We start from the raw sequence: 21,851 nt of genomic DNA, 5'->3' as shown, positions 1-21,851 counted from the left end.
GACAAGCGGTTATATTTGTTGATAAACGGTTAATTAAACCTGTTTATTCAATAACACCGTTGATAATTAAGACTCAAATATATTTAAATCAGGGGGAGGTTAATTGCAAGGTAAGCCTAAAGCGAATTTTTTACTAATTTAAGCTCACGGCGGCTCACTGGCAATAACTCACTGCCCCCTTGTAGCTCAATCATATGATTGCCATTCGCTTTTGAATGCAAAGCAATTACTTTTTGTTTATTAACCAATGTATTGCGATGAATTCGCAAAATATGTGTAGGAAATTGTAACTCTAATTGTTTTAGACTTTGTTCAAGTAAAGCTTCTCCACCACAGAATATCATTTTGGTATACTTTTCTTCGGCACTAAAATACAAAACATCATTTATATCAACACTGCGTAGAGTACCAGCTAGCTGATAAGAGATTTTTACATTTTGTTGTTTTTGAATATGTACTTTATTTAAACGCCCGACTTGCTTAAGCACCTTTTGCAATGATTGCTCTGAAATAGGTTTAACTAAATAACCTGCAGCGCTTAATTGTAAAGCCTCGAAGGCATGCTCAGGGTGAGCAGTTATAAAAACAATAGCAGGAGGTAGAGTTAAACTATTGAGCTCATTAGCAACTTGCAAACCATTCATACCAGGCATATCAACATCTAAAAAAATCAAATCCGGCGTTTGCTTTTTAGCAAGTACCAGAGCTTCATTACCATTACTAGCCTCGCCTTGTACAACTATACTTTTATCATGTGCCAACAAACGAATTAAGCGCGATCTCGCAAGAGGTTCATCATCAACAATGAGTACGTTCATACACTACCCTCAATAAGCTTAGGGATCACGACCTTGACCCTAAACACATCATTTTTATTAGTAATTGTTAGCTGCGCTTTATTTTTAAAATAAATATTTAATCGCTGGCGAATATTTTCAAGCGCCATGCCGTTATTAGGCCTAGTTTGAGCATTAGAAATTGTTATTGGGTTAGAAACAATCATGGTTATATAGCCGGTAGTAATATGTAGCTCTACTTTTATTTCTGCACCATGCTCACTTGTTTCAACACCGTGGCATACTGCATTTTCAATTAATGGCTGCAGGGTTAAACAAGGAATGCTCAATGCAGGTAGTTCATTGGGTATTTGCCAATCAACGCTTAAGCGATTACCGAAACGCCATGTTTCAAGTGCTATATATTGCTTACTCAGCGTTATTTCATCGTCAAGAGATACATTTTTTCCTGAGTGCATTGCAGCCTGCGATAAGGCGGCTAATGCTAAAATAGCCTGCTCTGCCGCATCGGCATCATGATGAGTAAGCTCTGCAGCAGTGTTTAAACTATTATATAAAAAATGAGGACGTATTCTAGCTTGCAAGGCATCAAGCTCAGCTCGAGAAAGCGCTTTAGTTTGCTGCTCTTTTTCAAAATGAATTAATAAAAATTGGACGAATAAAGCCGCCAGCAAAACCACTATAATGCAATTGCGAAGTGTAAAATAAATTAGGCTCTTTGTATCATCTATATCAAAAGCAAAATGGGAAAATAAGATACTAAAAATGCATGTAGATAATAAAAAAGAGGCAAAAAATAGACTTAACTGAAAAGCTTGAGTACGGTTCTGTAAAAAAAAACGACAAAAATATAAAGAAGAAGTGCCGACTAAAACAATTAAATGTAAAAATAAACTAATGATCCCAAGTCGAAGCCAAATATCGCCTTCTACATTGGGTGCAAAGGCTAAAACAATAGCAATAACTTGAGAAACAATAAGCGAAGCTAATACGCCTCGCTCATTAAAAAGAGCCGAAAAAAGCAAACCATCATTTTTTAGTGACTTGCTCATAACGACTCTCCTATAATCTAAATTTTAAATTAACGTAGCTCTACAGGAACAGCAAATACAATATTCTCTTCTTCGCCTGGGTTTTCAACAACCTGCGTACCACCAAGATCTTTTAATCGGCTTATAACTTGTTGTACAAGCACTTCTGGCGCAGATGCACCCGCAGTTACACCCACTGATTTAGAACCTGAAACCCACTGCTCTTGCACATCAGTTGCGTCATCAATTAAATAAGCTACAGTGCCCATTTTATCTGCAAGTTCACGTAAGCGATTAGAGTTAGAGCTGTTTTTAGCGCCAACAACTAATAGCACATCAACTTTGTCAGCTAGGTCACGAACAGCATCCTGACGATTTTGCGTTGCATAACAAATGTCATCTTTACGAGGTCCGTCAATTGATGGAAACTTATTGCGTAGTGCGTCAATAACATCTGCTGTGTCATCAACTGAGAGTGTTGTTTGGCTGCAATAAAAAAGATTTTCAGCATTTTTTACATTAAGCGCAACAACATCATCAACGGTTTCAACAAGATAAATACCACCGTCTGAGTTATCATATTGTCCCATTGTTCCCTCTACTTCAGGGTGACCATGATGTCCAATTAAAATACACTCAATACCTTTGCGACTCGCACGTGTAACTTCCATATGCACTTTAGTTACAAGCGGACACGTTGCATCAAATACTTTTAAATCACGACGTTTAGCCTCGCTGCGAACCGCTTGCGATACGCCATGTGCGCTAAAAATAACAATACTGTCGTCAGGTACTTGATCAAGCTCTTCAACAAATACCGCACCACGGCTTTTTAGTCCATCAACCACATAGCGGTTATGTACTACTTCGTGGCGAACATAAATTGGCTTTTCAAAAATATCTAAAGCGCGCTCAACAATACTAATAGCACGGTCAACACCAGCGCAAAAGCCGCGAGGATTAGCTAGTAATATTTCCATTAACCTTTCACCTCAATAATATCAACTTCAAAGGTTAAACGCTGGCCAGATAAAGGGTGATTAAAATCAATCGTTACCGACTCACCTTGCACTTCGCGAACTAAACCAGGAAGCTCAGTGCCATCAGGTTGAGTAAACGCAATAATTGCACCTACCTTAGCTGGTGTTTCTGGACCAAACTTACTACGGTCAACGTAGTAAATATTATCTGGGTTTGGTTGACCAAAAGCATCTTCAGGTTCTAATTCAAACGTTTTACTTTCGCCTGCAGTTAAACCTAATAAACACTTTTCGAAGTTTGCCGTTAAGCTGCCATCACCCATTGTTAATTTAGCAGGTTTGTTGTGCACCTTGGTAGAATCAGCGGCAGAGCCATCTTCTAATTTAATAGAAAAATGGAAAATAACTTGCGAGTTTTCACCAATTACAGCTTGGCTCATGCTTTATGCTCCTTTGGACTCTCGCCGGTGAAGGCGTCAAATAACAATAATGCTGCGCCAATACAAATAGCGCAATCGGCAATATTGAATACAGGAAAATGTGAGTCTTTATAAAAAACGTGAATAAAGTCGATTACATAACCATACGCAATACGATCGTATAAATTACCAATAGCGCCAGCAAGTACCAATGCATAAGCACCGCATAGTACTTTATTTGTAGCAGGTAAGCGTTTTAGCCACCATACAAGCAAAGCACTAATAGCAACGGCAATTGCACTTAAAAACCAACGCTGCCAACCACCCGCTTCACTTAAAAAGCTATAAGCAGCACCATAGTTATGTACATAAGTAATACTAAAAACAGGGAGTAAGTTTATAGACTCTTGATAAGCCATAGTCCCTACAACAAGTGTTTTACTGGCAAAGTCTATTACTAAAAGTAATAGACTCAACCAAAGCCACACTAAACCACTTTTTTGGGCTAGTTTGCTCACTAAGAATAACTCCTAAGCGAATTGACGCTTTTCACCTTCGCCGTCAACATTACTTACACAACGACCACAAATTTCAGGATGAGCAGGCTCAACACCTACATCTTCGCTGTAATGCCAACAACGCTCACATTTAGCAGCATCTGTTGCAGCAACGCTAATGAACAAACCTTCAATTTCGGTAGCTTGTGTATCTGCAGGCTGGCTATCAACTTCAGTAACATTCACCGCTGATGTTAACAATACAAAACGCAGTTCATCACCAAGCGCGTTTAATTTAGCGGCAAGCTCTTTACCCGCAAATAAATTCACCGTTGCTTGAAGTGTTGCACCAATTACTTCTTCTTTACGTGCAGCTTCTAATAAGCGGTTTACTTCGTCACGTACAGTTAAAATCTCTAACCAATCATCGTTACTAAATTGGCTATTTGTTGGCGCTTGTAAGCCATCGTACCAAACTGATGTAAATACGTAGTCACTACGCTCACCCGGTAACGCTTCCCAAATTTCTTGTGCGGTAAAGCTCATAATAGGTGCCATCCAACGCGTCATTGCTTCTGCGATATGATAAAGCGCAGTTTGACAAGAACGACGTGCATGGCTATCACTCTTAGCTGTATATTGACGATCTTTAATAACATCTAAATAGAACGAGCCAAGCTCACCCGTACAGAAGTTCATTAGCTTTTGCGTTACTAATAGCATTTGGTAGCTGTCGTATGCGGCTAAAATCTCGTCTTGCAACTGAGCTGCACGGCCAACAATCCACTTATCAAGCTCAACCATATCATCAACAGCTACTTGATCTGTTTCTGGGTTAAAACCATTTAGGTTAGCAAGCAAGTAACGGCTAGTATTACGAATACGGCGGTAACGATCGGCTGAGCGTTTAAATATTTCATCCGACACAGTCATTTCTGCCGTGTAATCGGTAGAAGCCACCCACAAACGTAGAATGTCAGCACCTAGTTTATTCATCACATTTTGTGGTGAAATAACATTGCCTAACGACTTAGACATTTTACGGCCGTTTTCATCAACGGTAAAACCATGCGTAAGCACTTGCTTATATGGTGCATGTCCATTAATCGCAACTGATGTCATCATTGACGACATAAACCAACCACGGTGCTGATCAGAACCTTCAAGATATAAGTCAGCTGGACCAACCAAGTCTTCACGTGCATCTACTACACAAGCGTGTGACACACCTGAGTCAAACCATACATCTAGCGTATCTTGCACTTTCATGTATTGCTTGGCGTCTTCTTCACCAAGTAAAGTAGCTGGTTCTAAATCGTACCATGCTTGTATACCAGACTTTTCAACAAGCTCTGCTGCTTGAGCAATTAGCTCTTGTGTATTTGGGTGAAGTGCACCGGTGTCTTTATCAACGAACAATGCAATAGGAACGCCCCAAGTACGCTGGCGAGAAATACACCAATCTGGGCGGCTTTCAACCATGTTAGAAATACGACTTTCGCCCCACTCTGGTAACCACTGCGTGTTTTTAATCTCAGCAAGAGAATCTTGACGTAAGTTAGCCTGATCCATACTTACAAACCATTGTGGTGTAGCACGGAAAATGATTGGTGTTTTATGGCGCCAACAATGCGGGTAACTATGCGTAAGCGCATGGTGATGCATAAGCGCACCACGCTCTTTTAATACTTCAATTACGCTCGCATTTGCCTTAAATACGTGCTGACCTGCAAAAAGTTCGGTATCTGGTAAATAAACACCATTTGCACCAACAGGGTTAGCCACTTCAAGGTTGTAATTTAAACCAGCCACGAAATCTTCTTGACCATGGCCTGGGGCGGTATGTACAACACCAGTACCTGAATCAGTAGTTACGTGTTCTGCAACAATCACTGGTACATTAAAATCATAAAAAGGATGGGCTACTTGTAAATTTTCAAGCGCAGCACCTTTTACATACCCGAGTACGTGAAAGTGATTAAAACCAAAACGGTCCATAGCATCTTTAACAAGCTCAGAACCTAAAATTAGACGTTGTTGTACGCCTTCATCTTCAACCTGTACTAACGCATACTCTAAATCGGCATGCACAGCCACAGCGCGGTTTGCAGGAAGCGTCCACGGTGTTGTTGTCCAAATAACAGTACCAACACAGCCTTCGCCTTTATGACCATCAGCCAAATCAAAGGCACTAACAACAGCATCTTGATCAACAAATGTAAAACGCACATCTATTGCTGGTGACTGCTTATCTTGGTATTCAACTTCTGCTTCTGCTAATGCAGAGCCACAGTCTGTACACCAATGCACAGGCTTTGCGCCTTTATGCAAATGACCTTTTTCAATAATACGACCAAGCACACGAATTGCATTCGCTTCAAAGTCAAAGTTCATTGTTAAATATGGCTTATCCCAATCTGCAAATACGCCTAAACGTTTAAAATCAACTTTTTGACCTTCAACTTGTTTTTTAGCGTATGCACGGCATTTTTCACGAAACTCACTCGCAGTAACTTTTACACCCGGCTTGCCTACTTTTTTCTCAACCATTAACTCGATTGGTAAACCATGACAATCCCAACCTGGAACTAATGGTGAATCAAAGTCAGATAATGTTTTAGACTTAACAATAATATCTTTTAATATTTTATTAACTGAGTGGCCTAAATGGATATCGCCATTTGCATACGGAGGGCCGTCATGCAAAATAAAGGTTTTTTTACCTTTCTTAGCGCTGCGAATTTGACCATAAAGGTCGTCCTCATACCATGCTTTAAGCATTTTTGGTTCACGTTGTGCCAAATTGCCACGCATTGGAAACGGTGTTTCCGGTAAGTTCAAAGTATGTTTATAGTCGCTCATTTATCCTACATTCCGTCTCTATCGGCTACCTGATTTAAACCAAAACACTGCTTAGCGGCAGCAACATCAGTTGCTATTTGCGCCGTTAATTGTGTTAATGTCTCGAATTTTTTCTCATCGCGAAGTTTTTTTATTAACTCCACATGCATAAATTGTCCGTAAATATCCTGTGCAAAATCAAAAAGGTGAACTTCTAATAATGCACGAGTTCCATTAAATGTCGGCTTATTACCTACATTTGCAACTCCAAAAATCTGTTTTCCTGCAATCGTTGCTTGCACTGCAAACACTCCGTTGACAGGACACACTTGACGTTTTAGGGCAATATTTGCCGTTCTAAAACCGAGTTCACGTCCTCTTTTCCAGCCATGTATAACACGCCCAGAAATAGCATAATCGTGACCAAGCATTATTTTAGCACTCGCTAAGTCACCGGATGCTAAAGCATCTCGTATTAAAGTGCTGCTTACTCTAGCATTTAATTGACGAAAGCTCGCGGTGCTTTTTACATCCATGCCCGCTTGCTTACCCATGCTAGCAAGTAAGTGAAAGTTACCTTGGCGTTGCTTTCCAAACTTAAAATCATCACCAACAGTAAGTGCTTTAACACCTAACTTTTTAATCAAAATCTCATTAACGAATTGCTCAGCATGCATGTTTGCAAATTGCTGATTAAAGCTAATGCAAATAACTCGCTCAATACCTAAATCACTCAATAAACGTAACTTATCTCGTAAGCGCGTTAACCGTGCAGGGGCATTGTTTTTAGCAAAAAACTCTTGTGGCTGGGGTTCAAACAGCATTACAGTGCTAGGCAAACGATGCGCTTTAGCATCGCTAAGTAAACCTTTTAATACTTCTGCGTGGCCTAAATGAACGCCGTCAAAATTACCAATAGTTAACACACAACCAAAATGGTGTGGGCGAATATTGTGTATACCTCTAATTAACTCCATGCCACCTAATGCCTTGTTTAGCGAGCTATTAATTACGGCTAAAAAATGATTAAAGCCGCAGAGTTGCCGATTATAATCTTTTTTTTAGTTTGATTCAGTAATTGCTACACTTTTTATCGTATTTAGTCTAACGCCCATCACAAATAGCATTGCAAAGTAGCTAATACCTGCCAAAGCCACTAGCGCTACTAATAATATTACTTGCTGTGTAAAGGCCCATGTAGCCCAATAATAGTAACTGCTCACAAACCATGTGACAGCTCCCATAACAATACTTGCAACAACACATTTAAGTGTAAAACGCATACTCATTGATGAGAACTGGTATACATTTTCTTTTTTAAGCTGTCTGTATAATAAAAATGCATTGCAGCTAGCCGATAACGAAGTAGCAAGTGCCAACCCTAAATAACCAATGAAAGGAGCCAGCATAATGTTAAACACCATATTAAGTACTAAGGTAATAATACCAATACGCACCGGTGTTTTTGTATCTTGACGAGCATAAAAGCCAGGAGCGAGTACTTTTATTAGCATAAAGCTTACAAGACCGACCGAATATGCGACTACGCCTAAGCTTACAGCTTTGACATGATCAATACTGTCTTCTTTAAATGCACCGTGGTCGAACAACACGGTAATAATAAGTGGACTGATGATCATTAAACCTACCATTGCTGGTAGGCCTAAAAATATAACAAAACGAACTCCCCAATCGAGAGTATGCTGAAAGTCGCTACTTTTTTTACTGCTATGTAGCTTAGAAAGCGCAGGTAAAATAACTGTCGCAATACCAATACCAAATAATCCCAGCGGAAATTCAATTAAGCGGTCAGAATAATAAAGCCACGCAATTGAACCCGTCATCAGTAATGACGCAATCATGGTATCGAGCAACAGATTAATTTGACTAATAGAGACACCAAACAAAGCCGGTAGCATAAGTTTTCGTACTTTTTTTACGTTTTCGTCTTGCCATGCCCAGCGCGGACGCGCCAACATTTTAGCGCGATACAAGAACGGTAATTGAAATAGTAGCTGCACTACACCACCAACAAATACACCTATGGCAAGTGAATAAGCACCTACCGAAAATTTATCATGTAAAAAAATTGCACACGTAATAATAGAAACATTAAGTAAAACTGGTGTAAATGCAGCAACAGCGAAACGGTTATACACATTCATTACCGCACCACTAAGTGCAACTAAGCTTACAAAAAATAAATAAGGGAATGTAAGTTTAAGTAGTGAACTTGCAAGTTCAAATTTTTCGGCATTAGGTCCGCCTTGCCACCAATCTATAAACCAACCGGTACCAAATAATGCTGCAATAACAGGAGAAGCAACAACACCTATAATAGTGACAATTAGTAAAATGGTTCCTAATGTGCCTGCGGCTTGTGCAACAAAAAGTCTGACTTTGTCGTCTCCTTGCTGTTCTTTAATTTCACTTAGCACAGGTACGAATGCTTGTGCGAAGGCACCTTCTGCAAATAAACGGCGTAAAAAATTAGGAATACGGTTAGCAAATAAAAAAACATCAGCCGCTGCACTTGCGCCTAATAAATTGGCAACGACAGCATCTCGAACGAGCCCTAAAATACGCGATATCATAGTCATACAACTAACAATCATACCAGAGCGAAATAAACCTTTTGACACCTTAAACCTACTCAAAAATCCTCAAGATAGGCGATTATGCCACAGTCTTTTTTATAAATCGCTTTAAAGCACTAGGCTGGGGGTCTGTGCTTTGTTACAATGTCTATATTAACTGCTAAAGCGGCAAATTGATGCTCGTTATATGGTGCAGTTTTTCTTGGATTGTTAAATTTAAATTGACATCCATGATAGAAACAGGCATATTCCACGGCCTTTAATTTAAGCTTTATTTTAAGATTGTTAGGAGCAAACCTTGGCTAACATCAAGTCTGCAAAAAAACGCGCTATCACAAGCGAAAAAAACCGTCAGCACAACGCAAGCCGTCGTTCAATGATGCGCACTTACTTCAAAAAAGTAATTGTTGCTATTGAAGCGGGCGATAAAGAAGCTGCACAGCAAGCTTTTTCTGTTGCTACACCTATCCTAGACCGTTACGCAACTAAGGGTCTAATTCACAAAAACAAAGCAGCTCGTCATAAGAGCCGTATAGCAGCTAAGATTAAAGCTCTATAATTTGTTTTTGATAGAATATAAAAAACCGGCTTTTGCCGGTTTTTTTTTATCTAAGATTTAATCTCGTACTTTAATAACAGTCGACATAAATATTTAAACAGATTGGTGTCATACATTTTCCAAGTCTGGATAAAATTTCTTAAGCATTGCCGCTATTTTTTTAGGTGTAAACGGCTTCACTACAAATCCTTTAGCGCCTTTATCAATTGCATCCTTAACATTTTCAATACCTGAATGCGCAGATACCATTACTACATTTGTCTCAGGGCTTAATTCATTGATTTGTGCAATCAAATCTTTGCCATCGCCGTCCGGCAGTTCTATGTCTAAAAAAATGATATTATAATTTGCAGCCTGGCACTCACTAATACATTGTGAGGCAGTAGATGCTTCCTTTACGTTATCTATCCCTAAGTGCATGAGCGTTTGACTCAAAAAACTACGCACTGTGCTAACGTCATCTACAATTAAAATTGATAGCTGCGTATTCATCTTTATTCCTCGTAGGCTATAAGCTAACTTTAAGTTATCATAATAATTAGCTTAGTATATAAATTTGCTCATTTAATTATAGAGACCTACGGAAAAAAGGCCAGATTTGCTTTATGTCTAAAACCCCAAATAAACAGTCGTTGCTAGGTAAAGCACCAACAAGAAAAAAAACAGCGCAAAAAAGAAAGCCGCAACGCCCTACTCAGCGCTCTATACCCGCAGAGGAAAAAACAAACATAAACAATGGCACTAGCCAAAAAACAAAGTCAAAAAAGGGGCTATTTATATCTCTGGCCATTGTTATTGTAATAATTTTAGCTTTTCCAAAACCAACCTTGCTCACCTATAAAAAATTAGGGATGGTAAGTGAGAGTGTTTACTGGCCTGGACTTTTAGGTTACGGAGCTACTTTAATTGATTCCAACTTGCACCCCAACTATGATTCTAGCCGTGAATCCCTTTATTTATGCAGTGATTTACAAAAACCACAGAGCTGTCAAAAGTATCAAGTAATTGCTGACAATGGTTTGTTTTCGGCAATTGGCAGTTACTTTTAGCATTAAAAAAACTAATCTGAAAATTTAAAATTACTTGGTTGAAAGGTGTGCAAAAGATCAACATAATGGCGCTCCTTTTTTCAACAACTGAACTATTGAAACGACCATGCTAAACGAGCTAGATTGGCTTTTAAATACTACACTACTTGCACTAGGTTTAGGTGCATTCTTTATTAACCAGATAACACTGCTGCGCGTTGCCGCCATTAGTGCATGTGGTTTATTGTTCTTATCATTTAGCCTAGATCTTATGTCGTCGAGCGTTATTTCAAATATGAGTTTAGTGTTGATCAACACTTTTTACTTGTTTAAAGTTTATACATTTGGGCAATTTAATGTAACCCAAAGTTAACAACTTTTCCTTAGAATATTTAATAGCCCAGCATTGCTGGGCTTTTTTATTGCGAATTTTTAAAATATTAGAAACACGTTAGATCAGGACAGTATTAAACGCCACTAAAGCACCACTGCAATAATGGTGCTGTGCATGTACTGTTGAGTGAAACGAGAAAAAAGACGAAAACTGAAAATACCTAATAAGCTAGGTTAATCTGCTATTGTTAATTCACTTTGGGTTTGTGTTTTAGATGGGCTATCTTCAGCGTTAGCCTGATTAAACCAAGCTGAAACACCTAGCACGATAATTGAAATAACAACGAGGCTTAATTTAGCCCCACTTTGACTGGATTTCATAACACCCTCTTTATATTTTTATTAGTGAGAATATCTTTTACACTAATGAAAATTACAAATGTTAACAAGCTGTTTTTTAAACTAATTAGCTATCAGCTAATAACCTTTTGTTCTATCCACTGAATTATTGAGTGCTAAGCCCTTATTCAAACGTTCAATATTATCGGCTATTTGGTCTATAACGCTATTTAAATCAGATAGCGCTGCACAATGTGGTGTAAGTGTTATTTTGGGATTTCCCCAGTAAGGGTGGTTCTGCGTTAAAGGTTCTTGGTCAAAAACATCCAAGGTAGCAGCGCGTAAGCTATCGTTATTTAATGCATTTAATAAATCTTGCTCAACCACATGAGCACCACGTGCCACATTAATAACAACAGCATGTGAAGGTAGCTTAGCGAGCATTGAGTGATTAATAATACCCTTCGTTGCCTGCGTAAGAGGTAATAAGCACACGAGATAATCAATCTTACAAAGCATATCGCTAAGTCCTTCATCGCCATAATAAACCTCGACACTAGTCGTGCTTTTATTACTTTGCGCCCAGGCACTTACTTTAAAACCATTAGTTACAAGTTTTTGCGCACATGCTTTACCTAATTCGCCAAATCCAAGTATACCAACATGTTTATTACTAAAAGCTCGTTTTGGCTTCCATGTTTGCTGTGTTTGTTTAGTGTAATACTCTTTTAAGCGTAATTTTTGAGCTAAGACATGTGTAAGTACATATTCCGCCATATCTTCAGCTAGTTGCATGTCAACAATACGTACTACTTCGACATGTTCAGGTAATAATGTTAAATCGATACTGTCTACGCCTGCACCAAATGACGACACAGCTTTTAAGTTAGGCAGCTGCGGCCACATAGATTCTGGCGCTTTCCACGCAAGTACAAAATCCACATTATTTGCGTTTTTGCAATCAGGCCATTGCTCTATCAATGTATTTGGTAATCGCTCTTGTAACTTCGTTATTAGCTTTTCGTTGTTGCGCCCCGTTATAGCCACCAATACCGACATAAATTCTCCTAGCAATTCACAGTTTATAATTTAGTACTTTAAAAAGTCACACTACTGCAAAGTAACTGTCACACCCTTTTTTTAATCTTACATGTATAGCGAATAGACCAAACGGAATATGAGGTTAATATGATAAGTGTTGATAAAGTAATTGCAGCAAACTTACCACAACTAGAGAACTCTCCAAAAGTAAAAGGTTTAGTAAAAAAGGGCTTAGGTTACTTATTGCATGAACAAGAGTTTATCACCTTTGGTAATACCTACCCTCACCTACAAGGATTAGAATTTGTTGAGCAAGTACTTGATGAACTCAATTTTGATACGCGCTATAAACCTAAGCAGATAGAACATATTCCTAACGAGGGTAAACTTGTTATTGTTGCTAACCACCCTATTGGTTCATTAGATGCTTTAGCACTTATCAAAGTACTCTCTACAGTAAGGCAAGATTTAAAAGTAGTCGCAAACCGCATGTTAATGTCGGTCAGCGCAATGCATTCTCTTTTACTCCCTGTTGATAACTTATCTGGTATGAGTAAAAAGCAAGAGCTTAGTAATATACAAAACCATTTAAAAGGTGGAGGTGCCTTACTTATATTTCCTGCAGGGGAAGTGTCGCGCCTAGGACCAACCGGCATTAAGGATTGCAAATGGAATAGCGGTTTTTTACGTATGGCAAAAAAAGCCAACTGCCCCATTTTACCTATTTTTATTAAAGCCAAAAATAGTCCACTTTTTTATGGTACATCAATGATTTATAAGCCTCTGGCAAGTTTATTATTAGTGACAGAAATGTTTAAGCAGCGCAAAAAATCTTTAGAGTTTGAGATTGGTGCTTCTATCCCTCCTGAGTCCTACTTAATAGAAAACCTTAAAGATAAAGAAATTGTAAACCTCATACGTAAGCAGCTTTATAGGCTTACAACTAAAAAAACACTGCCACTAAAAACACAAACACCTATTGCTGTGCCCGAGTGTAGAAAAGAACTAAAAAGAGCAATTGAGCAATGTCAGCTTCTGGGTAAAACACACGATGGCATGCATATTCATCTATATCAATATGTAGGTAGTTCACCTATTTTTAGAGAGCTGGGACGCCTCAGAGAAATCGCATTTAGAGCTGTAGGTGAAGGAAGCGGTAAGCGTCGTGATATAGATAAATACGATATGGATTACCAACACCTTGTACTGTGGGACCCTATGCAACTAGAGCTAGTAGGTGCTTATCGATTAGCCTGCGCACAACAGATAATACAAAAACATGGACGTGAAGGTTTATATACCGATAGTTTATTTTCTTACACCGATGCTATGACGCCCTATCTACACCAAGGAATTGAGCTTGGTCGAAGTTTTGTACAACCTAAGTATTGGGGACGTAAGAGTCTTGACTATTTATGGTACGGTATTGGTGCTTTTATAAAAAACTACCCACAGTATAGGTATTTATTTGGGGCCGTAAGCGTGTCCAACGCTCTACCTGAGCAAGCCAAAGCCATGCTCGTTTATTACTATCAACATTACTATAAAAGCAGCATAGAACTAGCTACACCTAATAATGAGCTTAAATTAACTGAGCAACAGCTAACTCAATGCAATATTCTTTTTAATGGAAACGATGTTAAAGAAGATTTTGTAGAGTTAAAGCATGTGTTAGCTAATATGGGCGCTCAAGTCCCTACTTTATTTAAACAATATACTGAGCTTTGCAACCCTGGCGGTGTACAATTTTTAAGCTTTAGCATTGATCCCGATTTTAATAATTGTATTGATGGATTGGTATTAGTAGATCTTAAAAGTGTGAAAGAAAACAAAGCTAAACGTTATTTGGAATAACTATTGATAACTAAAGTCAGTGCACCGAGTATTTTATGCCTTATAAAGTACTCGGTTTATATTTAATTATAAATACCGACTCAATCGCGTTTAAGTCTTCCAATACTTTTTAAGTGTCGGTTGTTTAAATTATTTTTTGAACCCTGCTAAAAACATATTTTTTTGTTTATTAAGACCCTTGTTTAAACACGTGATTATGGCAAGGCAGTGCCTGCCTTAATATATTCATGTGACTGTTAATTAAATAAATATGTCAATCTTTACAAAAGCATAACGACACTAAAATTAATCTAAATCAATAAAACATTTTATAAGCTTCAAATGCTTTTTAAACTTTGATCTAGAACAGGTTTTCATATTTATTGCTCGGTAATAATAGCGCCAATCAAACAGTAGTTCTTGGAGAACAACATGAAAACTCAAATTAGCATCGCATTATTAACCTCTTTATTAGCACTCTCTCCAGCTGCACACGCTAACTTTAGCGTAAATGTTGGCGCTATTAACGTAAACCCTGATAACAGTAGCTCAGCGATTAATGAAGCACCTACGCTAGGTCTTAAAGGTGATTCAGATACTCAACTAGGTATCACCGTAGATTATGCATTTAACGATCAATGGGTGTTAGAACTGATAGCAGCAACACCGTTTTCACACGATGTAAATGGCGCAGGCGGCTTAGCAGGCAATAAAATTGCAGATATAAAACAACTTCCACCGTCATTGGTTGCACAATACCACTTTTTAGATACAAGCTATGCGCTAAGACCTTTTATAGGCGTAGGCATAAACTACACTGCATTTTTTGATGAGCAACCCTCTCAAGCACTTAAAGCAACACTAGGAACAGACGATGTAGAAGTAAAGTTAGATGATTCGTTTGGCTTTATGGCTCAAGTAGGCGCTAACTATAAAATTGATGCAAACTGGGGTCTACACGCCATGGTATCAATTATGGATATTGATACCGATGCCACTGTTTATGCTAATGGTGCAAAAGCACTTACATCAACTGTTGAGCTTGACCCTGTTGTGGCTATGTTTGGTGTTAGGTACAGCTTTTAAAGCATATATAAAGTAGTACATAGTTACCCAATTACAATGTGTGTTAAAAGGCCGAAAGGCCTTTTTTTTCATTTGTAGAAATTAGGGCAGGTTACTTAACTTTTTCTGCTCTAACATTTCTTTCCAGTGCATTACTTCACTTGGCAATATAGGTGTTTGCCCATCAAAACCAGCAACTTCAAGCATTTCTTCAATGCTTATAATACCCTTTTTACTTTTAAATACACCGCGTACATAAGCAATAGCATGTAAGCCTCGCTCTGAGTGAAACTTTTGCTCAATATAAAAGTATTTATGATCCCAGCCAACTAACTTAGTACTTATTGTATATCGCTGCATAGGTTTAATATCGCGGATATAAGTAATAGCAGTTGCGTTAACAATCGGAAACCAACGACGCTTCATTATTTGCTTTAGTAAGCCAACACGCTCCGTCATCCACGTGCGAGATAAATCCATCATCGCAAGATAACGTGAGTTTGTTAAATGTAAATTAATATCACAATCAGTCGGCAAAGCTTTGTAATCAATATCTACTGTATCAAGTAGATTTTGATATTGCTTATTGCGTTTAATTTTGAAAAATAATAATAAAAGTCGAATATATAAGTTCACAAAAAAGGTCTTACCAGTTAAATTTATTCGAGTGTAGCATAGCCTCTTGCGAAGACGAATATTCTACTTTAATCTTAAATCATTATTACAATAAAAAAGATAACTAATGAAATCAAAACTAAAAATCATCGCTGCACTGGCCCTATTAGTCCCTAGCTACAATGCTTTTGCCGATTTTTCGTTACCAGGTAAAGGCTCAGTAACTTACCCTACTGGTATAGTTAAAGAATTTAAATTTGGTTTTGAATGGCAGCAAAAAGCTGAGAAATTCACTATTGGATCTAAAAGTTACAATATGGAGCAAATTCCTAGCTCTTATTCTGTCGCCATCACGCTTTCAAAAGATGACAGCCAAGTATGGGTTCAAGAATTTAATAATGGGTTTATTGAGGAGTTTGAATGGCAAATTGGCGAACATACAGTCACTCTAAAAAAGCAGCAGTTTAGCGACCCGGTAAAAGGTGACTATGTTATTGAGCTAAATGGCCGTAGCTATTTTTTCACTCGTAATAACGCCAGTATCGTAATGAACTTTAACGAAGAAGGTATTGAGACGATTGCAATTGATGGGGTAACAAAAAATATGGGCACTAAAGATTAGTCCCCATATTTTAATTTCTTTAAGTCAATTACACTTTTACTGTTTTTCGATTAATCCCGTAATCACGTAACTTATTAGCTACAGCGGTGTGACTTAGGCCCAATCGCTTAGCTAACTGACGTGAGCTTGGGTAAGCGGGGTAGAGTTTGCGAAGTAAAGTCGCCTCAAAACGTTTAACAGCTTGATCTAGTGAGCCTTCAAAATCAGACTCTAAATACCCTAAATCATGAGTAAAAGTTGGTAACTGCAAATGCTCTACGCGAAGCTCGCTATCATCTAGTAACGACACTGCACGGTAAATTGCATTTTCCAGCTGACGTACATTTCCAGGCCACGGATACTCTTGTAAAAAGCTTAAACACTCTTGTGATAAAACAGGAATTGCATGACCATTTTGTTGCGCATATTTTTGAATAAAATGCTCTGCAAGTGGTCCTACATCTGCTTTTCTATCTCTTAGTGGCGCTATTTCTAAAGTAAGCACGTTTATACGGTAATATAAGTCTTCTCTAAAAACCCCTTCTTGTACCATTGCAGGTAAGTCTTTTTGAGTAGCGGCAACAATACGTACATTTACTTTAACTTCGTTCTCATCGCCTACTTTTCTAAACGTACCATCTTGTAAAAAACGCAGTAACTTAGTTTGTAGTTGAGTCGACATCTCGCCAACTTCATCTAAAAATACAGTTCCACCATCAGCTTGCTCTAATACACCACGCTTTGGCGCTGCGTTTTCTTCGTACCCGGCATAGCCAAATAATTCAGACTCAGCAACATCATCAGGAAGTGAAGCACACGATAGCGCAATAAAAGGCTTAACAGAGCGATTAGATGCGTAATGGCACGCTCTAGCTAATAACTCTTTACCTGTGCCAGTTTCACCAGTAATCAAAATAGGGGCTTCTAGTTGCGCCATTTTGCGTGCTTCGCGCACAACTCGGCGCATCGCCGTACTAAAGTTATGAATAGTCGCAAAGCTTTCTTGCCCGTAGCGTCTAAATGCACTGACCTGCTGCCCTAAGCGGCTTTGCGATTTAATGTTAATAACCGCACCCGCAAGCACATCACCCTCACTACCTTGAGGGACTGCAATTGGTAAAATGTCTGCAATAAAATCCTCACCCGCCACTTCAACGCGCGTGGTTTGCCCGAGCACTTCTTTACCTTCTAGCCAACGTGTAAAGTTAAACCCTTTAAGTAAGTTATTAATATTTGCACCAATAACTTCTTTTTCAATTAACTGTAGGTCCTTACATGCTGCATCGTTGCATAAGCGTACCCAACCTTTAGCATCAATAGAGATAACGCCATCAGGCAATGCACGTAGCAAAGTATTTAATTCGTTGTGTTCACGCTCAGATGGTAAAAACGCAGTGGTACGCACGTCATGTACGCCGTCGATTAAACGTATCGATGGCATAATTTTTTGAAATTGTTCAAATTCTATTTCGGGAAAACTAACGTACATACGACAATTTACAGAATCAACTTCAATTCCTTTTAGATCAACGCTGTAGTTAACTAATATATTAAGGATTTCTTGAGCAATACCAATTCGATCAGCACAGTGAATATCTAGACGCATACATCCTCAAAGAAGGAAAAACTATATTAGCTGAATAATACGCTAAGTCGCTTTGAGAAGGTAGCTTATTGTAAACATTTTTGGACGAAACAGACTGCGAAAGCGATAAGTTGAAATGTAATTAAATGAAGAAAAGTAGCACTGATATTTAACTATACCAGCGCTATTTGTTAAATTTTATTATGTGACTACTTACCTTGTGGGTAAGCAGACCAATCACCACCATCTAATTGTATAAATGGTCTTTGGTTAACATACATCATTATTGTGCCTTCGTTTTCAGCAACCTTAGGTGCTGTAGGTAGGTTTTCAAGCAAATTAGCAACACTATTATTCCCACCAAATACATCAGTTTGCAGCGCCTTGCTTACCAGCTCTGAAAGCGCAAAGTAACTTGTTGAATCATCAACCACAATTTGCGAGTAGTTTTGTACGTCTGGGCCTATAAATTTAATTGCTACAGGTACCGACACAATTGCAGGGCTTGGGATTTCACGTAAACCTGCAAACTGTACTTTGTCACCTTTTAAATTAGCGCCGTGTTCAGGCACTATCATTAACATAACGTTGCGACCACGTTTTTCTAGTTTTTTTACAAATTGGTTAATATCAGCAAACAAGTTTTTATGTCTGATTGGGTATGTCTCTTTACTATTAACCCTTGGTTGATTCTCTAGCTGATTACCATCATGTAAACTTGTGGTGTTGTAGTACATCGCACACGGCTTACAGTCATCAGCTTGCTCTAACCAACCATCCAGCACAGCTTCATCTGAGTAAATAGGACTATTATCAAAACCTCGTAGCGCCACTGGCATTGAATCGATATTAAATGGTGTACTATCTAGGCCACCGTACTTATTTATTAAGCCTTTAAACTCATCAAAATGTCCGTCGTGATTCATCACAACATTGTTTTGATAACCTAGTTTCTCTAGGTTTTTAAACAAGTGACATTGTTCAGGTGCCTCTTTAAATAATGCTGTTTGACTCGTTTGCCCACAACTAGCGCGCAGCAGTCTTACCGCAGCGGGTCCACTGTATGACGTAGCCGAGTTAAAGTCTGAAAACACCACATCAAAGTCTTTATACATATCAGTAACACTTACACCAATAGCATTTAAATCAGCAACAGCCATTGAGCATATGTTCAAAATAATGACATCAAACAGCTCACCATTCACTTGGTTTGGAAAGTGGCTCATTAGTAAGCTTTGTTGTTGGTAAAAATCAGCTAACTTTTGATCAGGAGATTGCGCTGCCTGAGTGATCACTTGCGTTTGAGGATTACTTTGATTTTGAGTAACCGGTTCAGGGTTAGCCACATTATTAACGAATTGTGATTGAGAGTTATTTCCTTGCCACCCTACAACTAACAGCCCAACAATAGTCACGGTGGTAAAGCGTATCCATTGCGATGTATACCAAAAACACACACTAATTACGAACAAAGCCAATAACATATCAATGTTAATAACACGGGTTAATAACTCAATAAAGTAACCAAAACTAAAATCTTGAACGTTACCCGCTTGTTTAGTCAACCTGTTTATTGGTGGCAACCATGAGTCTTGGTAAAGTAATACCACAGCAAACACAGCACCTACTATATGTTTTGCCTTCTCTATTAATGGCTGTTTAAATTTAATCGCAAGCAACGCAGCAAAAGCCGCATTAGTTAATACGTTAAAATCAATTGCACCATAATAAAACAGAGCAAACTTAACTAAAAAATAAAGGTTCCAAACCCCTAAACCTGATAATTTCACTTCTTATCCTTTTTTACTGTATTTGGTGTATAAGGCTCTAATACTTCATGTTTAAAAGTAAGCTTATAATAATATTTTGTTATTTGAGATAAAATGTATTTGCCTAGCATACAAAGCACCGCGCCAAGCACCATTGCAAGAAACACGGTAATTAAAAGCTGATTCATACTCATAAGTTATCTCTTAATTTCATTATAAAAGGCTTAGCATCTGGGCGGCTTTTGCTAGAAAATTCAGGTGTGTTAATATTTTCAGTAACGCTGTTTGCTATATCAGGTGCAAATTTATAGCTATCATTCTCGGCAAGTTTTTGCGAGAAATCTACAACACTCTTACCTTTATAAAAACGCCTTAATTGTTTACATTCTTGTTGAATGTAAAAGTGATCAGAAATTACATTTTGCTGTACAAAAAAATCGCTTGTTTTTAATTTAAACAAATGCTTAATCGCATTATCAACGTCATTCTCTCTACAAGCATGCAAATATAAATAAACTGTATTATCTGCAATACTAAATACATCACCTTCGCGTTTAATATGAAATAAATGCAAAGGGTGTATTGGGTCGATTCGTGGCAGTAATTCAAGCTTTACTAGCACACCGCTCACACCTAAATTAACGGCTGAGTCACTATGAATTTCTACTTGTTTTGTAAACTCAATGAAAGGTAAATATCCTTTCGAAAAGGTGTTTTCGGTGTATTTCAATACGTCCTCAACTGAGGGAGGTAAAGGCCTAGAAAACTGAAAACCTTGAATAGATTGAATTTGAGAGAGCAACCGAGAAGGCTCTGAAAAACTATATAGAATAAGGTTTACACCCAATGTTAAAAATAAACATTCATCTTGATGGCGAATAACACCATCAACATTTTGAATAACAAGCTTTAACCAGCGCCCACAGTTTTTTCTAAGTTCAAAACACTGCTTACCTAATAACGCTAAATCAGTGTAGCGCGTTACTGCAAAAATTAAGGTGGCTGCTTCTACCTTTGGGCCTTTATTAAATAAGTCATTATTATCTTTTACACTATTATAGTGCATTGGTAATTTAGTACCTTCGGGCACCGCACTTTGCACAAGCCAAACATCGTCTTCATCGGAAAAGTCTGAACTTTTAGGTGCTTTGCTCTCGCTTATTATTCCCTTTTGAACAACAAACTGATTATTACTTAATAATAACGGGTAATGTTCACCAGCAATAACACCCGTGCTATGGCGCCAATAATCATATTCAAGAACTCGCATTGCAGAATCATTATCAACAAAAACCAGCCCATCAAATACATTATTTAATCGTCTAACTAAAAAACGGTAGTTAGCAATATCAGGCCCAGATATTAAAAATAATAATGTAGCTCCGGTACGACGAACAAAGTCGTTGTACTCATTCATCATCAGTTTTAAGCTTTTTTCGCCAACACTGTTTAACTGTGTTGTATTAAAATGAACAAAAATGAGCGCTTCGTTTAGACGTTTATAAGCACTTATCTCTTTTATAATACCTGAATTGATTCGCTCAATTGAATAGTGTTGTGTTTCTGGGGCCAACGAAAAAGGATGTACTCGATTATGTTCATAAGCATAATTTAACGATGCAGAAAAAGAAGAATCAAAAAATGATTCAGCCTCTTGAGAAACTATATATATATCATTAGCCAAACTTTGGTTAATTGAATGTAACGCTAATTCGATTGCAAAATTGTCTAAAGGCGCTAAAACAGCATAACTTGAAGCCGATTTTAACTCTTTTGCAGCAGGCTCTAATCCCGTTATGTTAAAGTTATGCACTTAAAATGCCCTATAAAAAATACTTTTTTACTAGGGGCTGTTGATCTTTGTAGTACATATATCAATCAGCCCACATTGGTAGCCACATCATAGTAAATGCTAAAGCGA

Annotated in this window: 21 protein-coding genes; 6 read left to right on the top strand and 15 right to left on the bottom strand. The window is 38.1% G+C overall.

The genetic code is table 11. The annotated features are described in order from the left end of the window. Positions 1-116: 116 nt before the first annotated feature. The 8 genes from I6E69_RS19710 to murJ form a co-directional block, all read right to left on the bottom strand. Entirely contained in the window at positions 117-818 is a 702-nt protein-coding gene (locus I6E69_RS19710) for a LytTR family DNA-binding domain-containing protein (RefSeq protein WP_197122068.1), read from the bottom strand. Then, the gene (locus tag I6E69_RS19705; protein ID WP_197122065.1) at positions 815-1,849 is read right to left on the bottom strand and encodes a sensor histidine kinase; all 1,035 of its coding nucleotides are present in this window, start codon (positions 1,847-1,849) and stop codon (positions 815-817) included. The genes I6E69_RS19710 and I6E69_RS19705 overlap by 4 nt, the downstream gene beginning before the upstream one ends. A 29-nt stretch (positions 1,850-1,878) precedes the next feature. Further along, positions 1,879-2,808 carry a 4-hydroxy-3-methylbut-2-enyl diphosphate reductase gene (ispH, locus tag I6E69_RS19700; RefSeq protein WP_002958232.1) on the bottom strand — a complete coding sequence of 310 codons (930 nt, stop codon included), beginning with the start codon at positions 2,806-2,808 and terminating at the stop codon, positions 1,879-1,881. After that, positions 2,808-3,248 (bottom strand): FKBP-type peptidyl-prolyl cis-trans isomerase, encoded by a 441-nt coding sequence (gene fkpB, locus I6E69_RS19695; RefSeq protein ID WP_149603010.1) that lies wholly within the window; start codon positions 3,246-3,248, stop codon positions 2,808-2,810. Before fkpB ends, ispH begins: the two co-directional genes overlap by 1 nt. Then, the gene (gene lspA, locus I6E69_RS19690; protein WP_002958230.1) at positions 3,245-3,745 is read right to left on the bottom strand and encodes a signal peptidase II; all 501 of its coding nucleotides are present in this window, start codon (positions 3,743-3,745) and stop codon (positions 3,245-3,247) included. Before lspA ends, fkpB begins: the two co-directional genes overlap by 4 nt. Before the next feature lie 12 nt (positions 3,746-3,757). Further along, entirely contained in the window at positions 3,758-6,586 is a 2,829-nt protein-coding gene (gene ileS, locus I6E69_RS19685; protein WP_197122062.1) for an isoleucine--tRNA ligase, read from the bottom strand. A gap of 5 nt (positions 6,587-6,591) precedes the next feature. Next, positions 6,592-7,542: a bifunctional riboflavin kinase/FAD synthetase gene (gene ribF, locus I6E69_RS19680; RefSeq protein ID WP_197122058.1), complete on the bottom strand. Its 951-nt coding sequence runs from the start codon at positions 7,540-7,542 to the stop codon at positions 6,592-6,594. A gap of 84 nt (positions 7,543-7,626) precedes the next feature. After that, complete coding sequence (gene murJ, locus I6E69_RS19675) at positions 7,627-9,207, bottom strand: murein biosynthesis integral membrane protein MurJ (RefSeq protein ID WP_264299603.1); 1,581 nt, start codon at positions 9,205-9,207, stop codon at positions 7,627-7,629. 253 nt (positions 9,208-9,460) lie between these two features. Between murJ and rpsT the strand changes: the two genes are divergently transcribed. After that, the gene (gene rpsT, locus I6E69_RS19670) at positions 9,461-9,721 is read left to right on the top strand and encodes a 30S ribosomal protein S20 (protein ID WP_002958225.1); all 261 of its coding nucleotides are present in this window, start codon (positions 9,461-9,463) and stop codon (positions 9,719-9,721) included. 108 nt (positions 9,722-9,829) lie between these two features. On the opposite strand, the gene I6E69_RS19665 is transcribed toward rpsT, so the two are convergent. After that, positions 9,830-10,213, bottom strand: coding sequence for a response regulator (locus I6E69_RS19665; RefSeq protein ID WP_002958224.1), 384 nt, complete (start codon positions 10,211-10,213; stop codon positions 9,830-9,832). Positions 10,214-10,326: 113 nt separating this feature from the next. On the opposite strand from I6E69_RS19665, the gene I6E69_RS19660 reads away from it, so the two are divergent. After that, a complete protein-coding gene (locus I6E69_RS19660) occupies positions 10,327-10,770 on the top strand; it encodes a hypothetical protein (RefSeq protein WP_024603734.1) in 444 nt (147 codons plus the stop codon). A 106-nt stretch (positions 10,771-10,876) separates the two neighbouring features. Further along, positions 10,877-11,122, top strand: a complete 246-nt coding sequence (locus I6E69_RS19655; RefSeq protein ID WP_002958222.1) for a hypothetical protein — start codon at positions 10,877-10,879, stop codon at positions 11,120-11,122. Positions 11,123-11,316: 194 nt separating this feature from the next. On the opposite strand, the gene I6E69_RS19650 is transcribed toward I6E69_RS19655, so the two are convergent. Both I6E69_RS19650 and I6E69_RS19645 read right to left on the bottom strand, forming a co-directional pair. Then, positions 11,317-11,463, bottom strand: coding sequence for a hypothetical protein (locus I6E69_RS19650; RefSeq protein ID WP_002958221.1), 147 nt, complete (start codon positions 11,461-11,463; stop codon positions 11,317-11,319). Between the two features lie 96 nt (positions 11,464-11,559). Continuing rightward, on the bottom strand, positions 11,560-12,480 hold the full coding sequence (locus tag I6E69_RS19645; RefSeq protein WP_197122055.1) for a glyoxylate/hydroxypyruvate reductase A: 921 nt from the start codon (positions 12,478-12,480) through the stop codon (positions 11,560-11,562). 129 nt (positions 12,481-12,609) lie between these two features. Between I6E69_RS19645 and I6E69_RS19640 the strand changes: the two genes are divergently transcribed. Further along, positions 12,610-14,316, top strand: a complete 1,707-nt coding sequence (locus I6E69_RS19640; protein WP_002958219.1) for a lysophospholipid acyltransferase family protein — start codon at positions 12,610-12,612, stop codon at positions 14,314-14,316. 411 nt (positions 14,317-14,727) lie between these two features. Continuing rightward, positions 14,728-15,381: an OmpW family protein gene (locus tag I6E69_RS19635; RefSeq protein WP_002958218.1), complete on the top strand. Its 654-nt coding sequence runs from the start codon at positions 14,728-14,730 to the stop codon at positions 15,379-15,381. Between the two features lie 81 nt (positions 15,382-15,462). Here I6E69_RS19635 and I6E69_RS19630 read toward each other — a convergent pair whose 3' ends face one another. Then, the gene (locus I6E69_RS19630; RefSeq protein ID WP_002958217.1) at positions 15,463-15,996 is read right to left on the bottom strand and encodes a thioesterase family protein; all 534 of its coding nucleotides are present in this window, start codon (positions 15,994-15,996) and stop codon (positions 15,463-15,465) included. Between the two features lie 106 nt (positions 15,997-16,102). On the opposite strand from I6E69_RS19630, the gene I6E69_RS19625 reads away from it, so the two are divergent. After that, a complete protein-coding gene (locus tag I6E69_RS19625) occupies positions 16,103-16,597 on the top strand; it encodes a hypothetical protein (protein WP_197122052.1) in 495 nt (164 codons plus the stop codon). A gap of 28 nt (positions 16,598-16,625) precedes the next feature. Here I6E69_RS19625 and tyrR read toward each other — a convergent pair whose 3' ends face one another. The 3 genes from tyrR to bcsE all read right to left on the bottom strand — a co-directional run bounded on the left by tyrR (position 16,626) and on the right by bcsE (position 21,743). Next, positions 16,626-18,182 carry a transcriptional regulator TyrR gene (gene tyrR, locus I6E69_RS19620; RefSeq protein WP_002958215.1) on the bottom strand — a complete coding sequence of 519 codons (1,557 nt, stop codon included), beginning with the start codon at positions 18,180-18,182 and terminating at the stop codon, positions 16,626-16,628. 188 nt (positions 18,183-18,370) lie between these two features. Beyond that, positions 18,371-19,951 carry a cellulose biosynthesis protein BcsG gene (bcsG, locus tag I6E69_RS19615; RefSeq protein ID WP_197122049.1) on the bottom strand — a complete coding sequence of 527 codons (1,581 nt, stop codon included), beginning with the start codon at positions 19,949-19,951 and terminating at the stop codon, positions 18,371-18,373. Between the two features lie 169 nt (positions 19,952-20,120). Then, entirely contained in the window at positions 20,121-21,743 is a 1,623-nt protein-coding gene (gene bcsE, locus I6E69_RS19610; RefSeq protein ID WP_197122046.1) for a cellulose biosynthesis protein BcsE, read from the bottom strand. Between the last annotated feature and the right edge of the window lie 108 nt (positions 21,744-21,851).

It is taken from the genome of Pseudoalteromonas sp. NZS100 (genome assembly GCF_015864815.1).
In the GTDB taxonomy this organism is placed as follows: Bacteria; Pseudomonadota; Gammaproteobacteria; order Enterobacterales; family Alteromonadaceae; genus Pseudoalteromonas; species Pseudoalteromonas distincta.
The sequence above is the reverse complement of the archived record's forward strand: the minus strand, read 5'-3'. Positions and strand labels throughout refer to the sequence as shown.